Raw genomic sequence first — 12,004 nt, forward strand, 5'->3', positions numbered from 1 at the left:
CATGCAATGCTTGGCCCCTTATCGTTTGTGCAATGATGACAGCAAACCTACCGCGCTGCGAGACCATCGCGCAACACACCCAACACCGTGGCCGCCGGCACGTCAGATGTGATGAAGGCCTCGCCGATGCCACGCGCGAGAATAAAGCGCAGCTTGCCATCAACAACCTTTTTGTCCTGCCCCATGAGCGCCAACAGAGCATCAGCATCGGGCAGATCGCCGTCGATGTCTTTCAGATCGGTCTTCATTCCCATGTCTTTAAGGTGCGCGCGTACGCGGCTCGGCGCTTCTTGGCTGCACAGTCCCATACGAGCCGAAACTTCAAAAGCCATAGCACACCCGATCGCAACGCCTTCGCCATGTAACAGGCGGTTTGAATACCCTGTTGCGGCCTCAAGCGCGTGACAAAACGTATGACCAAGATTCAACAAAGCGCGGTCGCCTTGTTCCGTTTCATCCCGTTCGACGATGTCGGCCTTCATCTGTACGGACCAACGCACAGCTTCGACCCGCGCGGCTATAACGTCATTAGATACCGCATCCGAAGAGACAGTATTATCTCCGTTCAACAGCGGCTTAAGCTTTGGCCCTTGCACTTCGAGCCAGTCAAAGAAGCTTTCGTCACCCAGCAGCCCGTATTTAGCCACCTCTCCATAGCCCGACAGGAAGTCGCGGTTTGTAAGTGTCCCCAGCAAGGCCACATCGGCCAAAACCAGAGTCGGTTGGTGAAACGCGCCGATCAAGTTTTTACCCGCCACCGAGTTGATCCCAGTTTTGCCGCCCACGGAACTGTCGACCTGTGCCAACAACGATGTCGGGATCTGCACAAACCGCACGCCACGGCGGACTGTCGCTGCGGCGAACCCAACAAGATCGCCAATGACACCACCGCCAAAAGCAATCACTATATCGCCGCGTTCAACCTTTTGTGCCAAAAGGAATTCGACTGTTTGTTCTAAGAACGGCCAGCTCTTGGTACCTTCCCCAGCGGGCAAAACCAGACTTTCTGATGAGATGCCTTCCGCTTCCAGTCCTGCGCGTAAAGCGTCCAGATGCAAAGGGGCAACGTTGTCTTCGGTCACGATCACAACGCGTGGACGACGCAAGAACGGAGCGACCCGCGCGCCTGCTTCCGCCAGAAGACCAGGCCCGATCACCACGTCATACGAACGCCCAGGCAGGTTAACGTGAACGGTTTCAATCAAATCGCTCATGTGGCGGGCTCCAGTATGTCAGGGCGTGAGGCAAGTATGTCCATCACGACGTCGGTAGTTTGTTCGATTGAGTACTCGGGCTTGGTTTGGACGCTCAGCTCTGCTTTCGCATAGATCGGAGCGCGCTCCTTATAGATTTCACCCAAGGTTTTTCGAGGGTTAGGCGTGCGCAGCAACGGGCGTGTATCCTTATAGCGCACCCGTTCCCAAAGCAGGTCAAGGTCCGCATCCAAAAGCACCGCAACACCGTGCTGCGAAATCTCGGAGCGATTGCGTTCTGCCAAATAGGCACCGCCCCCCGTCGATAAAATACATGGGTCTGACGCCAGAAGACGAGAGATGACTTCGGCTTCCCGATCCCTGAAGAACGGCTCACCGGAGCGTTCAAAGATTTCCGAAATCGTAGCATTGGCGGCGGATTCTATTTCAGCATCAGAATCGATGTAAGGCACATTCAAACGCTGCGCGAGCGCGCGACCGATGGCCGTCTTGCCTGATCCCATCATCCCGACCAGCACGACTGTACGGTGTAAGACGAAGTCCGGCTTCGGGTCCACTGTAATTTCTGGTCCTTCTGTCACCTGTATATCCCCCAGTTTGGGCCTTGTTTTCATAGCCCACCGCCAAATCGTATCGGCCAAGCCCCGCTTGTTTGAAAAAATATGCTAAGCGGTGGCGTGATCTTGCTGCAAAGGACATATATAACCTCAAGACAAGCGGCAACTAAGGCCGCGCATTTGGGGCAAAGAAACGGGCAAAAGGGTGGACCGAGCAGCATGTGGCGATTGATAAAACTTCTATTGGTGTTGTGCATTCTAGCGGCAATCGCTTTCATCGGCTTTGCCTATCTCGGGCCGATCTTTATGCCCGACGACTTCGCAGCCCCGATCCAACAGGTGGTTATACCGGTGACATTAGGGAGTGAGTGATGCGTGGGTTCGGAGTTTTTACGAGTGTTTTGATTATCTGTTCTGCTCCGATGCTGGCGCAAACTGACGATAATGCGCCTTTGTCGGCCATTGATTGGCTGTCCGAAACCGTTGAACAACCCGAAGTCGCAGTTGCGGCCCCCGTTTTGGGAACGCAAGCGACACGTATCCCCGATGCCGATGAAGATCCGGTCGCTCAATCTGCCACCACACCGAACGTTTCGGTTCAGACGTTGGGCGGCCCTGCCCCTCGTGCTTTGGGCATTTTGGCCCCCGAGATCACGGGCCTACCCGTAGACCTTTGGGAAAACAGCGCACCAGACACCATCGCCGCCCTAATGATGGCACAGCAGGTTGATACGCTCCCTGCTGTGCAAGAATTGATCATGACCCTGTCTATGAGCCAAGCAAACCCGCCGCGCATGGACGCCGGCGATGACGCATTCTTTTTGGCACGCGTAGATAAATTGCTGGATTTCGGTGCGTTAGAACGTGCGCAAGCGATGCTTGAGGCGGCAAGCCCTGATACGCCGGCTTTGTTTCGCCGCTGGTTTGATGTGTCGTTACTGACGGGCACGGAAGACGCTGCCTGCCGTGATTTACAGTCGCGCCCAGATGTGGCCCCCACACCATCGGCCCGCGTTTTCTGTCTGGCGCGATCTGGCGATTGGTCCGCTGCGGCGTTGACGTTGAACACTGGATTGGCGCTTGACGATATTGATGCGGACACTGGCGCTTTGTTGTCGCGGTTCCTTGATCCCGAACTTTTTGAAGACGAACCAGACCTTACCCCGCCTGATCACGCGACTCCGCTTACCTTTAGAATGTTCGAAGCCATTGGAACCCCGCTGACCACGCAAGGCCTTCCGCGTGCTTTTTCTCATGCCGACTTACGGGCCAATGTCGGTTGGAAAGCCCAGCTCGAGGCCGCCGAGAGATTGGCACGCTCTGGCGCGATCGCAAACAACGCGTTGATGGGGCTTTATACGGCCCGTGTACCCGCAGCGTCAGGTGGCGTCTGGGAACGCGCCCGCGCCGTTGATCAATTGACAACTGCGCTGACCAGCGAAGACGAAGGTGCAATAGATGACGCCCTGACGCGCCTGTGGAACGAGGCCCAGTCCGTTGGCGTGACCGTTCAGATGGCCCAGTATTTCGCCCCTTTGATGCTGGATACTGGGGCGGTTCCCGCTGACCCGTTGGTGTTCAAGTTTCTATTGTTGTCCGATCGCTACGAAGAAGCAGCCCTGAACGAAGACCTCGCCATCACCGATCCATCTTTGGCCGCGATTGCACGTGGTGGTGATTTTTCAAACGTCGGCGTTGAGCGCAAACAATATCCGTTGGTGCGCGCCGCCTTTGAAGCAGAACCAGATGCGACACTTGTCGAAATGGCAAGCCAAGGCCGCACCGGCGAAGCAATCTTGCGCAACATTGCGACCCTTCAACAAGGGATCGACGGCGATGCACAGGCCTTTCAAGATGGGATCGCAACCTTGCGCGCGCTTGGTTTGGAAGACGCAGCGCGACGCATCTCTTTGCAATATCTGTTGCTTCCATGAGCGCGTCTGAACGCCCGAACGCCAACTGGATTCAAGCCTTCCTTGAGGCGCAGGCCGCAGAGTTGGACGCTGCTACAAATACCCAATTGGCTTATGCCCGTGACCTGACCGCGTTTTCTGACTGGTTGGACGGACATTTTAGCACCGTCACGCAAAGTGATGTTGAGCGTTATTTGATCTGGTGCGATGACCAAGGGCTTGCAAAATCCACGCGGGCGCGACGCCTGTCGGCGATCAAGCAAATCTATCGGTTCGCCTTTGAAGAAGGCTGGCGCGATGACAACCCTGCAATCCAGATCAGTGGCCCAGGGCGCGACAAACGTCTTCCCAAGACCCTAAGCCATGAAGAAGTCGATGCCTTGCTAGGGGCCGCACGCGCCGCACCCAAAGACACATTGCGCACCACCTGCCTGATGGAACTGCTGTACGCGACGGGCATGCGCGTGACCGAATTGGTGTCCCTCCCTGTTGCCGCCGCACGGGGTGATCCGCGCATGTTGTTGGTACGCGGCAAAGGCGACAAGGAACGCATGGTGCCCCTTTCCCCACCTGCCCGCACGGCCACCGCCACGTGGCTCGCCGCACGCGATGAGGCCGAAGAGGCCGCCGTGAAAGACGGCGCACCACGATCAAAGTTCCTGTTCCCATCCCGCGGTAAGCTGGGGCATCTCACGCGACAAAGCTTTTTCAATCTCATCAAGGACCTTGCCGTTGCGGGTAGCGTATCCCCTGCAAAGGTTACCCCGCACACGCTACGCCACGCCTTTGCAACCCATCTCTTGGCGGGCGGTGCTGATTTGCGATCCATCCAGACGTTGCTGGGCCACGCTGATGTGGCGACGACAGAAATCTACACTCATGTGCTGGATGAACGCCTGAAAGAACTGGTGCTGGATCACCATCCTTTGGCGCAAGACGACTAGCCCCCCTTGAACGTGCCCTCATGCGCCACCATAACACTCCAATGATAAAGATTTACTGCCATGCTTGACGCTGCATTCTGGATCACCGCTGGTGCGATCCTGTTTCTTCTTGTGCTTTCGGGCTTCTTTTCGGGATCCGAAACCGCGCTGACTGCCGCCTCGCGCGGGAAACTGCGAGCAAACGCCGACAAAGGCGACAAGGGCGCTGAGAAAGCATTCGATGTCACCGAAGATCGTGAACGGTTGATCGGATCGGTTTTGCTAGGCAACAATCTGGTTAACATTCTTGCCACGTCACTGGCGACAACCATGTTCTTGCGCCTGTTCGGGGAAAACGGCGTGGCCTTGGCAACAATCATCATGACGTTGTTGGTGCTGATCTTTGCCGAAGTCCTGCCTAAGACCTATGCCATTACAAACCCCGAACGCGCAGCATCGCTGGCCGCACGGCCGATTTCTTTGATTGTTACCATCTTTGCCCCTGTGGTTACGGCGGTACGCACATTGGTGCGTGGTGTTTTGCAGGTGTTCGGCGTTCAGACCGACCCAGACAGCAACATCCTTGCAGTCCGCGAAGAGATCGCAGGCGCTTTGCAACTGGGCCATTCCGAAGGTGTTGTAGAAAAAGAAGACCGCGACCGCATTTTGGGTGCGCTTGATCTGGGTGATCGCACGGTTGAGGAAATCATGCTTCACCGCACGGATATCGAAATGATCGACGCCGCCCTGCCTGTGGCCGAAATCCTGTCGCTTTGTCTGGACAGCAACCACACTCGCCTGCCGCTGTATCGCGATGAGCCGGAAAACATCGTTGGTGTCTTGCACGCCAAAGACTTGCTGCGCGCCATGCACAAGATGCTGGCCGATGGCCGGATCGAGCCACAGGAAATGGCAGAGTTTGATATTCTAACAGTTGCAATGAAACCTTACTTCGTGCCGGAAACCACGACGCTCGATGACCAAATGCATCAGTTCTTGGCGCGACGTCGCCATTTTGCATTGGTCGTCGATGAATACGGCACCCTGCAAGGGTTGATCACACTAGAAGACATCCTTGAAGAAATCGTCGGTGAAATCACCGATGAGTTTGACACCGATGAGGAAAACGACCTCATCGCGGCAGAGGATGGCAGCTATACCGTGGACGGCACCATGACGATCCGCGATGTGAACCGTGCAACCGACTGGAACTTGCCGGATGACGAAGCCAATACCGTTGCCGGACTGGTCATCCACGAGGCTCAAATGATCCCGATGGTCGGCCAAGTGTTCAGCTTTCACGGTTTCCGCTTTGAAGTTATCGCCAAAGATGAAAACCGCGTTTCCGAGCTGAAGATTTCCGAGCTATAGCAACGTAACGCACCAAGACCGCACAGGACAAATTGACATGACCTCTGAGACAATCCTTGCTGACCGTCTGAAATCTGTACGCAAGGCGCGAAAGATTGGACGCCCGAAATTGGCGAAACTGTCGGGTCTGACAGAACGTCAGCTTGCAAAGTTGGAAACAAAGGGCGCCGCGGTGCCCGAACCGGTTTTGTCCAACTTAGCCGAGGCGCTGCACATCACGCCTTTGGCTTTGACAGGTGCCCTGCCCTTGATCGACGAAGATTTACAGCCAGCGGCTAGTACCTGTACCAGCGGCTGCTGTGGCTGATCACTGACAGGTCGCAGCCTCAGGATGATCTGAACCCCATATACGACTGACGTCCTTGGCGACTTGCTTCCGTTGCAAGCGATCTAGCTCCGCCAATGCGCGGTCTTGATCGCCACTGCGAGCCAGCGCCCTGTCATAGGCACGCCTAACAGTTGCTGCGCGCCATGGCAGCAATGCCCCCGAAACCCAAACGCGTAATTCGGGCGGCAGCCGATCATAGTCTTGCATCGGATTTCGTGCACGACGCTTTGTTTTCAGCGTCGTCGCGCCACGGTTACTGCGCATCAAAAAATCCCCTAGCTGTGCTAGGGAATATTTAGGTAACAGTATAACATAACGCAACTGGAAAAATTAGCGCCCTTTGAACAAACCACCCAAAATGCCGCGCACAATGCGTCGGCCTGTGGTGCCCTTAAGTTCTTTGGCGACGGCGGTTGCAATTGCACCGCCCCAGCCATCTTTGGAAGACGAACGACGGCTGGTCGAGCGTTCCCCGTCACTGCCCGTATAGCGACGGCCTTGTTTGTGCTCGCGCTCTTCGGCTTCCAATTTTTCTTCTTGGGCCTCGGCTTCTTCGGCTGCTTTGGCCGCGTCACCTGCCCGTTTTGCCAGCATTTCGGCGGCTGAATTGCGATCTAAACGTTCATCGTATTTGCCCGACATAGGAGATACGGCCATGACCTCGGCGCGTTCGGCTTTGGTGATCGGGCCAAGCTGTGAAGATGGCGGACGGATCAAGGTGCGTTCCACAATGCCGGGCACACCTTTGTCCATCAACATTGACGTGACGGCTTCGCCAGTTCCGACTTCGCGGATGGCTTCAGCGGTGTCGAACAATGGGTTCGGGCGATACGTGTCGGCCGCCTGTTTCAGTTCCTTTTGGTCCTTGGCGGTGAATGCCCGCAGTGCGTGCTGGACGCGGTTTCCGAGCTGGCCCAGAACGTCCTCGGGAACGTCCGCGGGGTTCTGCGTAATGAAATAAACACCAACACCTTTGGAACGGATCAGGCGAGCGACCTGTTCGACCTTGTCCACCAATGCCTTGGGGGCGTCATCAAACAACAAGTGGGCTTCGTCAAAGAAGAAGACCAGTTTGGGTTTGTCTGGGTTGCCGACCTCTGGCAGTTCCTCAAACAGTTCGGACAGCAGCCACAACAGGAACGTCGCATATAGTTTGGGCGACGCCATCAGTTTATCAGAGGCAAGAATGTTGATCCGTCCGCGCCCGTCAGCTTCGGTGTGCATCATGTCGTGCAAGTCCAACGCCGGTTCGCCGAACAATTCTGCCCCACCTTGGTTTTCCAGGACCAACAATTGCCGTTGGATCGCGCCAACGGATGACGACGCCACATTACCGTAGCGCAAAGAAAGGTCTTTGGAGTTCTGACCAACCCAAACGAGCAAGGCTTGAAGGTCTTCCAGATCAAGCAGAGGCAGGCCGTCTTCGTCCGCCACACGGAAAGCGACGTTCAAGACGCCCTCCTGTGCTTCGGTAAGCCCCATAAGGCTAGACAACAACAATGGGCCCATTTCGGCAACTGTGGTGCGGATTGGATGACCCTGCTCGCCCAGCAAGTCCCAGAACGTTACGGGAAAGGAATCGTATTGCAGATCAAGGCCGATCGTCTCGGCGCGCTTCATAAACGGTTCGTGCAGTTTAAAGTCAGCGGTGCCGGATTTCGCCAATCCGGACAGATCGCCTTTTACATCGGACAGAAACACAGGAACGCCCGCAGCCGAAAACCCTTCGGCAAGGATTTGCAACGTCACTGTTTTGCCGGTGCCTGTGGCCCCTGCGATCAATCCGTGGCGGTTCGCGTATTGATACTGCAATTCCTGTGCTGTGCCGTATCCATCGCCGCCGCCACCTACGAAAATTCCGTTGCTCATTTTTTGTTCCCTGCCTCGGTCCATGTCGGACTATCGTTTCATTTCATGGGCTAAAATACATTCTTAACCTTTATGAGCCAGTATATTCGTACGGGCCGCATGAGTCCTCGTGTTGGTCCGTGACTTCCTCCCTGTTAGACCTGCCGCGCCCAGATAAACTCTGAGGCGCGGTTTTTTTACGGATCGATCACCGCAATGACGGTCACGTTAAACCTTCTGGCCGAGGGCTGAATGTCATTATTAAGAATATCAAATGACATTTTTATCAAAAACGTGAAGATCATGCTGTTGACGGGTGCCAAATGGTTTCGTAGCGTCTGCGCAATAAGTCGGCCAAGTCCGATAGGGAGAAGACGAAGAAGGGCCTTTTGGGGCCCTTTTTCTATTTGGGAACAATATGTTCACAGGTTGGGCGGTTCCCGTAAGCGCTGCTTTGCCGAACGTGTCTTTTGCGCTGACACCCCATTCATCCCATGCTAAACCTCGCCAAAGCACCTATACCCTTGCACTTACTTGTATCGGAACGATCTATGACACTATTGAACACGTCCCTTTCTAAAGCCCTGTCTGCTGCAGCTCTTGCCTGCCTCTTGGCTCAGCCAGCTCTGGCACAAGAAGCGACAGAAGACGCCACGACCGAAGACGCCGCAACTGACGAACAGGCAGACAGCGTTTTCAATATGGGCGAAGAAGTGGACGAGAATGGCGATCCAATCGCGCCCGAACCACAAGAACCACAGGTCGGCCAGCAATACCTCAAAGAGGTTCACGGCGACTGGGCTCTGCGGTGTTTGAAAGTCGAAGAAGGCGAAGACCCGTGCCAGATGTATCAATTGCTGAACGACGCTGACGATAACTCCGTTGCTGAGATCGCAATCGTATCCTTGCCAAACAGTGGCCAGGCTGTTGCTGGCGCAACAATCGTTGTGCCACTGGAAACCTTGTTGACCGAACAGTTGACCATGCGCGTCGACGGCGGCACTGCGCGCCGTTTCCCGTTTAACTTCTGTAACGTGGGTGGCTGTGTCACGCGTCTTGGCCTGACAGAACAAGACATCGCTCTGTTCCGCCGCGGCGCGTCTGCGACTCTGTCCATGGCGCCTGCTGCTGCACCCGATCAAACCGTAACAGTGACAATGTCTTTGTCTGGGTTCACGGCTGCATATAACGCAGTATCCGCCCAGTAACACGGAACACACTTATTGAAACGCCGCTCCTGAATGGGGCGGCGTTTTGCGTTCTTAGGCTGATTTCAATGCGATCACAGCGTTTAGGCCACCAAAGGCGAACGCATTGGACAGCACTGCATCAACTTTGACGTTTCGGGCTTCATTTGGAACTACATCCATCGCGCATTCGGGATCTGGTTCTTCAAAACCGATGGTTGGCGCAATGACCCCGTCCCGCACTGCCATGATACATGCCAGAAGTTCGACGGCACCTGTGCCCCCGATCAAGTGCCCATGCATCGATTTGGTCGATGACATCATTAGGTTGTCGGCATGCGTCCCAAAGACATCAGCGACTGCGGCGCATTCAGTCTTATCGTTGGCCGCAGTCCCCGTGCCATGGGCGTTGATATAACCAACGTCGCTTGCGTTAAGTTGCGCATCCTTAAGCGCCCCAGCAATTGCGCGCGCCGCCCCCTGTTTGCTTGGGGTGACGATATCAGACGCGTCCGATGACATGGCAAAGCCTGCAACCTCAGCGATGATTGTGGCGCCCCGTTTGATGGCGTGGTCACGTTCTTCAAACACAAACACGCCTGCGCCTTCGCCCTGCACCATCCCGTTGCGGGTGGCGGAAAACGGACGACAGGCATCTTTTGACATCACGCGCAGGCCCTCCCAAGCCTTAACGCCGCCAAAACAAAGCATGCTCTCGGAACCGCCTGTCACCATCACATCCGCCATCCCGCTGCGGATCATCGCAAAGGCCTGCCCCATGGCATGGTTCGACGACGCGCAGGCGGTGGCCACCGTAAACGACGGGCCGCGCAGATTGTACTGCATCGAAACATGCGACGCGGCCGCATTGTTCATCAACTTCGGTACGATAAACGGATGAACCCGATTTTTGCCTTCTTCATAAACGGCGCGATAATTTTCATCCTGTGTGTTCAGCCCACCGCCCGACGTGCCCAAAACGACACCCGAACGGTCGGCCAAAACACCCGAAAACGTCAAGCCCGCTTCAAGGATGGCTTGTTCGGCGGCTAATAAAGTGAACTGCGTAAACCGATCATAAAGGCTGATCTGCTGGCGATTGAAATGGCTGTGTTCATCATAACCGGTGACCTGCCCGCCGATCTTGACTGCAAGACGGTCCACATCACGGATATCCAGCGGGCCAATCCCACAATGCCCCTCGGCCATTGCCTTCAGAGTTGTTGGCACATCATGGCCGAGAGCATTGATAGTGCCCGACCCCGTAATGACAACGCGTTTCACGATTGATCCTTCACCAGCGTTTCGATGGCCCTGATAATCGTACCGACGTTCGTGATATCGAATTCACTCTCGTTGGGGTCGTTGGCGTTGAAGGGGATCGTGATGTCAAAAGCTTCTTCGATTGCAAAAATGCTTTCAACCAAGCCAAGACTATCAATGCCCAGATCCTCGAGTGTCTTGTCACGTGATACATCTGACGGTTCAAGCAAAGCTTGTTCTGCAATAATCTCAACAACTTGGGATTCAATGCTCATGAGTCATCGTCCATTCAACTTTGGTATTGGCATCCATTTAATGTGCAACCGCCCAATTTGGAACCGTTATTGCTTACTCAGCCGTCGCAAAGCTTTTTGTGCCGCGCGGTGTTCATGGGTCGGCTGAGCAGGATGGCCGGATACGAACACCCCATCCGCCACGTCGGCCAAAACAATCGCACCGCCACCGGCAACGACATCCCGGCCAATGGTTAGGTTATCTGCAACGCCAGATTTACCGCCAAGGATCACTCGAGCCCCAAGCACCGAAGACCCCGCAATCGCCGCCTGCGCACAGAGCAGACAGTCCTCACCGAGAACAACGTTGTGCCCAACCTGAACAAGGTTATCGATCTTGACCCCATTGCCCAAACGCGTTGCACGGATGGTGCCAGCGTCGATCGTGGAATTCGCCCCAACTTCTACATTGTCGCCGATTTCTACACTGCCAAGAGAATGGATGCGGTGCCATGTGCCGTCGATCGGATCAAGCGGTGCACCACGGGCCCGAACGGCACGTTCAACGTTGCTTGGCCCGTCTGTGGTAAAGGAAAACCCATCCCCCCCAATGGCGACGCCCATTTGCGCAATGAACCCGTCACCGATGCGCACTCGAGGGCCTATTCTTACAGCTGGGTGCAGCGATACATTTGTGCCGATCACGACTTCACGACCGATCGAAACATGTGATGCGATCCGCGCATTAGGGCCAATCTGCACCCCCGCTTCAATCGCCACGAATGGGCCGATCTGGGCACCCTCGGCGATCTGGGCACTTGGGTCGATGACAGCGGAAGAATGAATGCCGGATAGCCCCGCAAATGCGGGATCATCATCCATGGCTCGCGTCAGACCCGCCATGGCAAGCCGCCCCCGCGGTGCTACGATTGCCCCATCAAGCCCAAGGTCGTTTAGGTCCGCCCCCGGCCAGACCACGGCGGCGCGAGCTGCTGAGCTTTTCAGGGTCTCGGCAAATTTCGGGGCCACAGCCAGTGCCAGATCCCCTGCCCGTGCTTCGAGAGGTTCGGCCAAACGGTCTACCGAAATAGATGCGTCGCCAAGGGTCTCAGCCCCAAGCGACGCAGCAAGTTCTTGTAATGTCTGTGGCATGCTGTTCCCCTAAAC

General features: G+C 55.7%; 12 protein-coding genes. 5 read left to right on the plus strand and 7 right to left on the minus strand.

Going from position 1 to position 12,004, the window contains the following annotated elements; translation table 11 throughout:
• Positions 1-47: 47 nt before the first annotated feature.
• Both aroB and L0666_RS03635 read right to left on the minus strand, forming a co-directional pair.
• Complete coding sequence (gene aroB / locus L0666_RS03630; protein WP_235259551.1) at positions 48-1,205, minus strand: 3-dehydroquinate synthase; 1,158 nt, start codon at positions 1,203-1,205, stop codon at positions 48-50.
• Between the two features lie 5 nt (positions 1,206-1,210).
• Positions 1,211-1,795 carry a shikimate kinase gene (locus tag L0666_RS03635; protein WP_336246265.1) on the minus strand — a complete coding sequence of 195 codons (585 nt, stop codon included), beginning with the start codon at positions 1,793-1,795 and terminating at the stop codon, positions 1,211-1,213.
• Between the two features lie 347 nt (positions 1,796-2,142).
• On the opposite strand from L0666_RS03635, the gene L0666_RS03640 reads away from it, so the two are divergent.
• From L0666_RS03640 to L0666_RS03655, 4 genes are read left to right on the plus strand one after another with little or no spacing between them, the layout of a single operon-like run.
• Positions 2,143-3,705, plus strand: coding sequence for a hypothetical protein (locus tag L0666_RS03640; protein ID WP_235258741.1), 1,563 nt, complete (start codon positions 2,143-2,145; stop codon positions 3,703-3,705).
• Positions 3,702-4,628 carry a site-specific tyrosine recombinase XerD gene (locus tag L0666_RS03645; protein WP_235258743.1) on the plus strand — a complete coding sequence of 309 codons (927 nt, stop codon included), beginning with the start codon at positions 3,702-3,704 and terminating at the stop codon, positions 4,626-4,628. Before L0666_RS03640 ends, L0666_RS03645 begins: the two co-directional genes overlap by 4 nt.
• Positions 4,629-4,688: 60 nt before the next feature.
• Positions 4,689-5,978, plus strand: a complete 1,290-nt coding sequence (locus tag L0666_RS03650) for an HlyC/CorC family transporter (RefSeq protein WP_235258745.1) — start codon at positions 4,689-4,691, stop codon at positions 5,976-5,978.
• 37 nt (positions 5,979-6,015) lie between these two features.
• A complete protein-coding gene (locus L0666_RS03655; protein WP_235258747.1) occupies positions 6,016-6,285 on the plus strand; it encodes a helix-turn-helix domain-containing protein in 270 nt (89 codons plus the stop codon).
• Here L0666_RS03655 and L0666_RS03660 read toward each other — a convergent pair whose 3' ends face one another.
• Both L0666_RS03660 and L0666_RS03665 read right to left on the minus strand, forming a co-directional pair.
• Positions 6,286-6,570, minus strand: coding sequence for a DUF6525 family protein (locus L0666_RS03660; protein WP_235258749.1), 285 nt, complete (start codon positions 6,568-6,570; stop codon positions 6,286-6,288).
• A 66-nt stretch (positions 6,571-6,636) separates the two neighbouring features.
• Entirely contained in the window at positions 6,637-8,175 is a 1,539-nt protein-coding gene (locus tag L0666_RS03665) for a helicase HerA-like domain-containing protein (RefSeq protein WP_235258751.1), read from the minus strand.
• A 530-nt stretch (positions 8,176-8,705) separates the two neighbouring features.
• Between L0666_RS03665 and L0666_RS03670 the strand changes: the two genes are divergently transcribed.
• A complete protein-coding gene (locus L0666_RS03670) occupies positions 8,706-9,362 on the plus strand; it encodes an invasion associated locus B family protein (RefSeq protein ID WP_235258753.1) in 657 nt (218 codons plus the stop codon).
• A 54-nt stretch (positions 9,363-9,416) separates the two neighbouring features.
• On the opposite strand, the gene L0666_RS03675 is transcribed toward L0666_RS03670, so the two are convergent.
• The 3 genes from L0666_RS03675 to L0666_RS03685 all read right to left on the minus strand — a co-directional run bounded on the left by L0666_RS03675 (position 9,417) and on the right by L0666_RS03685 (position 11,989).
• Positions 9,417-10,625 carry a beta-ketoacyl-[acyl-carrier-protein] synthase family protein gene (locus tag L0666_RS03675; RefSeq protein WP_235258755.1) on the minus strand — a complete coding sequence of 403 codons (1,209 nt, stop codon included), beginning with the start codon at positions 10,623-10,625 and terminating at the stop codon, positions 9,417-9,419.
• On the minus strand, positions 10,622-10,879 hold the full coding sequence (locus L0666_RS03680) for an acyl carrier protein (RefSeq protein ID WP_235258757.1): 258 nt from the start codon (positions 10,877-10,879) through the stop codon (positions 10,622-10,624). The genes L0666_RS03675 and L0666_RS03680 overlap by 4 nt, the downstream gene beginning before the upstream one ends.
• Before the next feature lie 66 nt (positions 10,880-10,945).
• A complete protein-coding gene (locus tag L0666_RS03685) occupies positions 10,946-11,989 on the minus strand; it encodes a UDP-3-O-(3-hydroxymyristoyl)glucosamine N-acyltransferase (RefSeq protein ID WP_235258759.1) in 1,044 nt (347 codons plus the stop codon).
• Positions 11,990-12,004: the final 15 nt, after the last annotated feature.

This window comes from Octadecabacter algicola (assembly GCF_021532625.1).
In the GTDB taxonomy this organism is placed as follows: Bacteria; Pseudomonadota; Alphaproteobacteria; order Rhodobacterales; family Rhodobacteraceae; genus Octadecabacter; species Octadecabacter algicola.

Bases quoted from the DNA above. Each gene is read 5' to 3' on its own strand.
- L0666_RS03640 (WP_235258741.1), top strand. From the start codon at position 2,143: ATGCGTGGGTTCGGAGTTTTTACGAGTGTTTTGATTATCTGTTCTGCT.
- L0666_RS03645 (WP_235258743.1), top strand. From the start codon at position 3,702: ATGAGCGCGTCTGAACGCCCGAACGCCAACTGGATTCAAGCCTTCCTT.
- L0666_RS03650 (WP_235258745.1), top strand. From the start codon at position 4,689: ATGCTTGACGCTGCATTCTGGATCACCGCTGGTGCGATCCTGTTTCTT.
- L0666_RS03655 (WP_235258747.1), top strand. From the start codon at position 6,016: ATGACCTCTGAGACAATCCTTGCTGACCGTCTGAAATCTGTACGCAAG.
- L0666_RS03660 (WP_235258749.1), bottom strand. From the start codon at position 6,570: ATGCGCAGTAACCGTGGCGCGACGACGCTGAAAACAAAGCGTCGTGCA.
- L0666_RS03665 (WP_235258751.1), bottom strand. From the start codon at position 8,175: ATGAGCAACGGAATTTTCGTAGGTGGCGGCGGCGATGGATACGGCACA.
- L0666_RS03670 (WP_235258753.1), top strand. From the start codon at position 8,706: ATGACACTATTGAACACGTCCCTTTCTAAAGCCCTGTCTGCTGCAGCT.
- L0666_RS03680 (WP_235258757.1), bottom strand. From the start codon at position 10,879: ATGAGCATTGAATCCCAAGTTGTTGAGATTATTGCAGAACAAGCTTTG.
- L0666_RS03685 (WP_235258759.1), bottom strand. From the start codon at position 11,989: ATGCCACAGACATTACAAGAACTTGCTGCGTCGCTTGGGGCTGAGACC.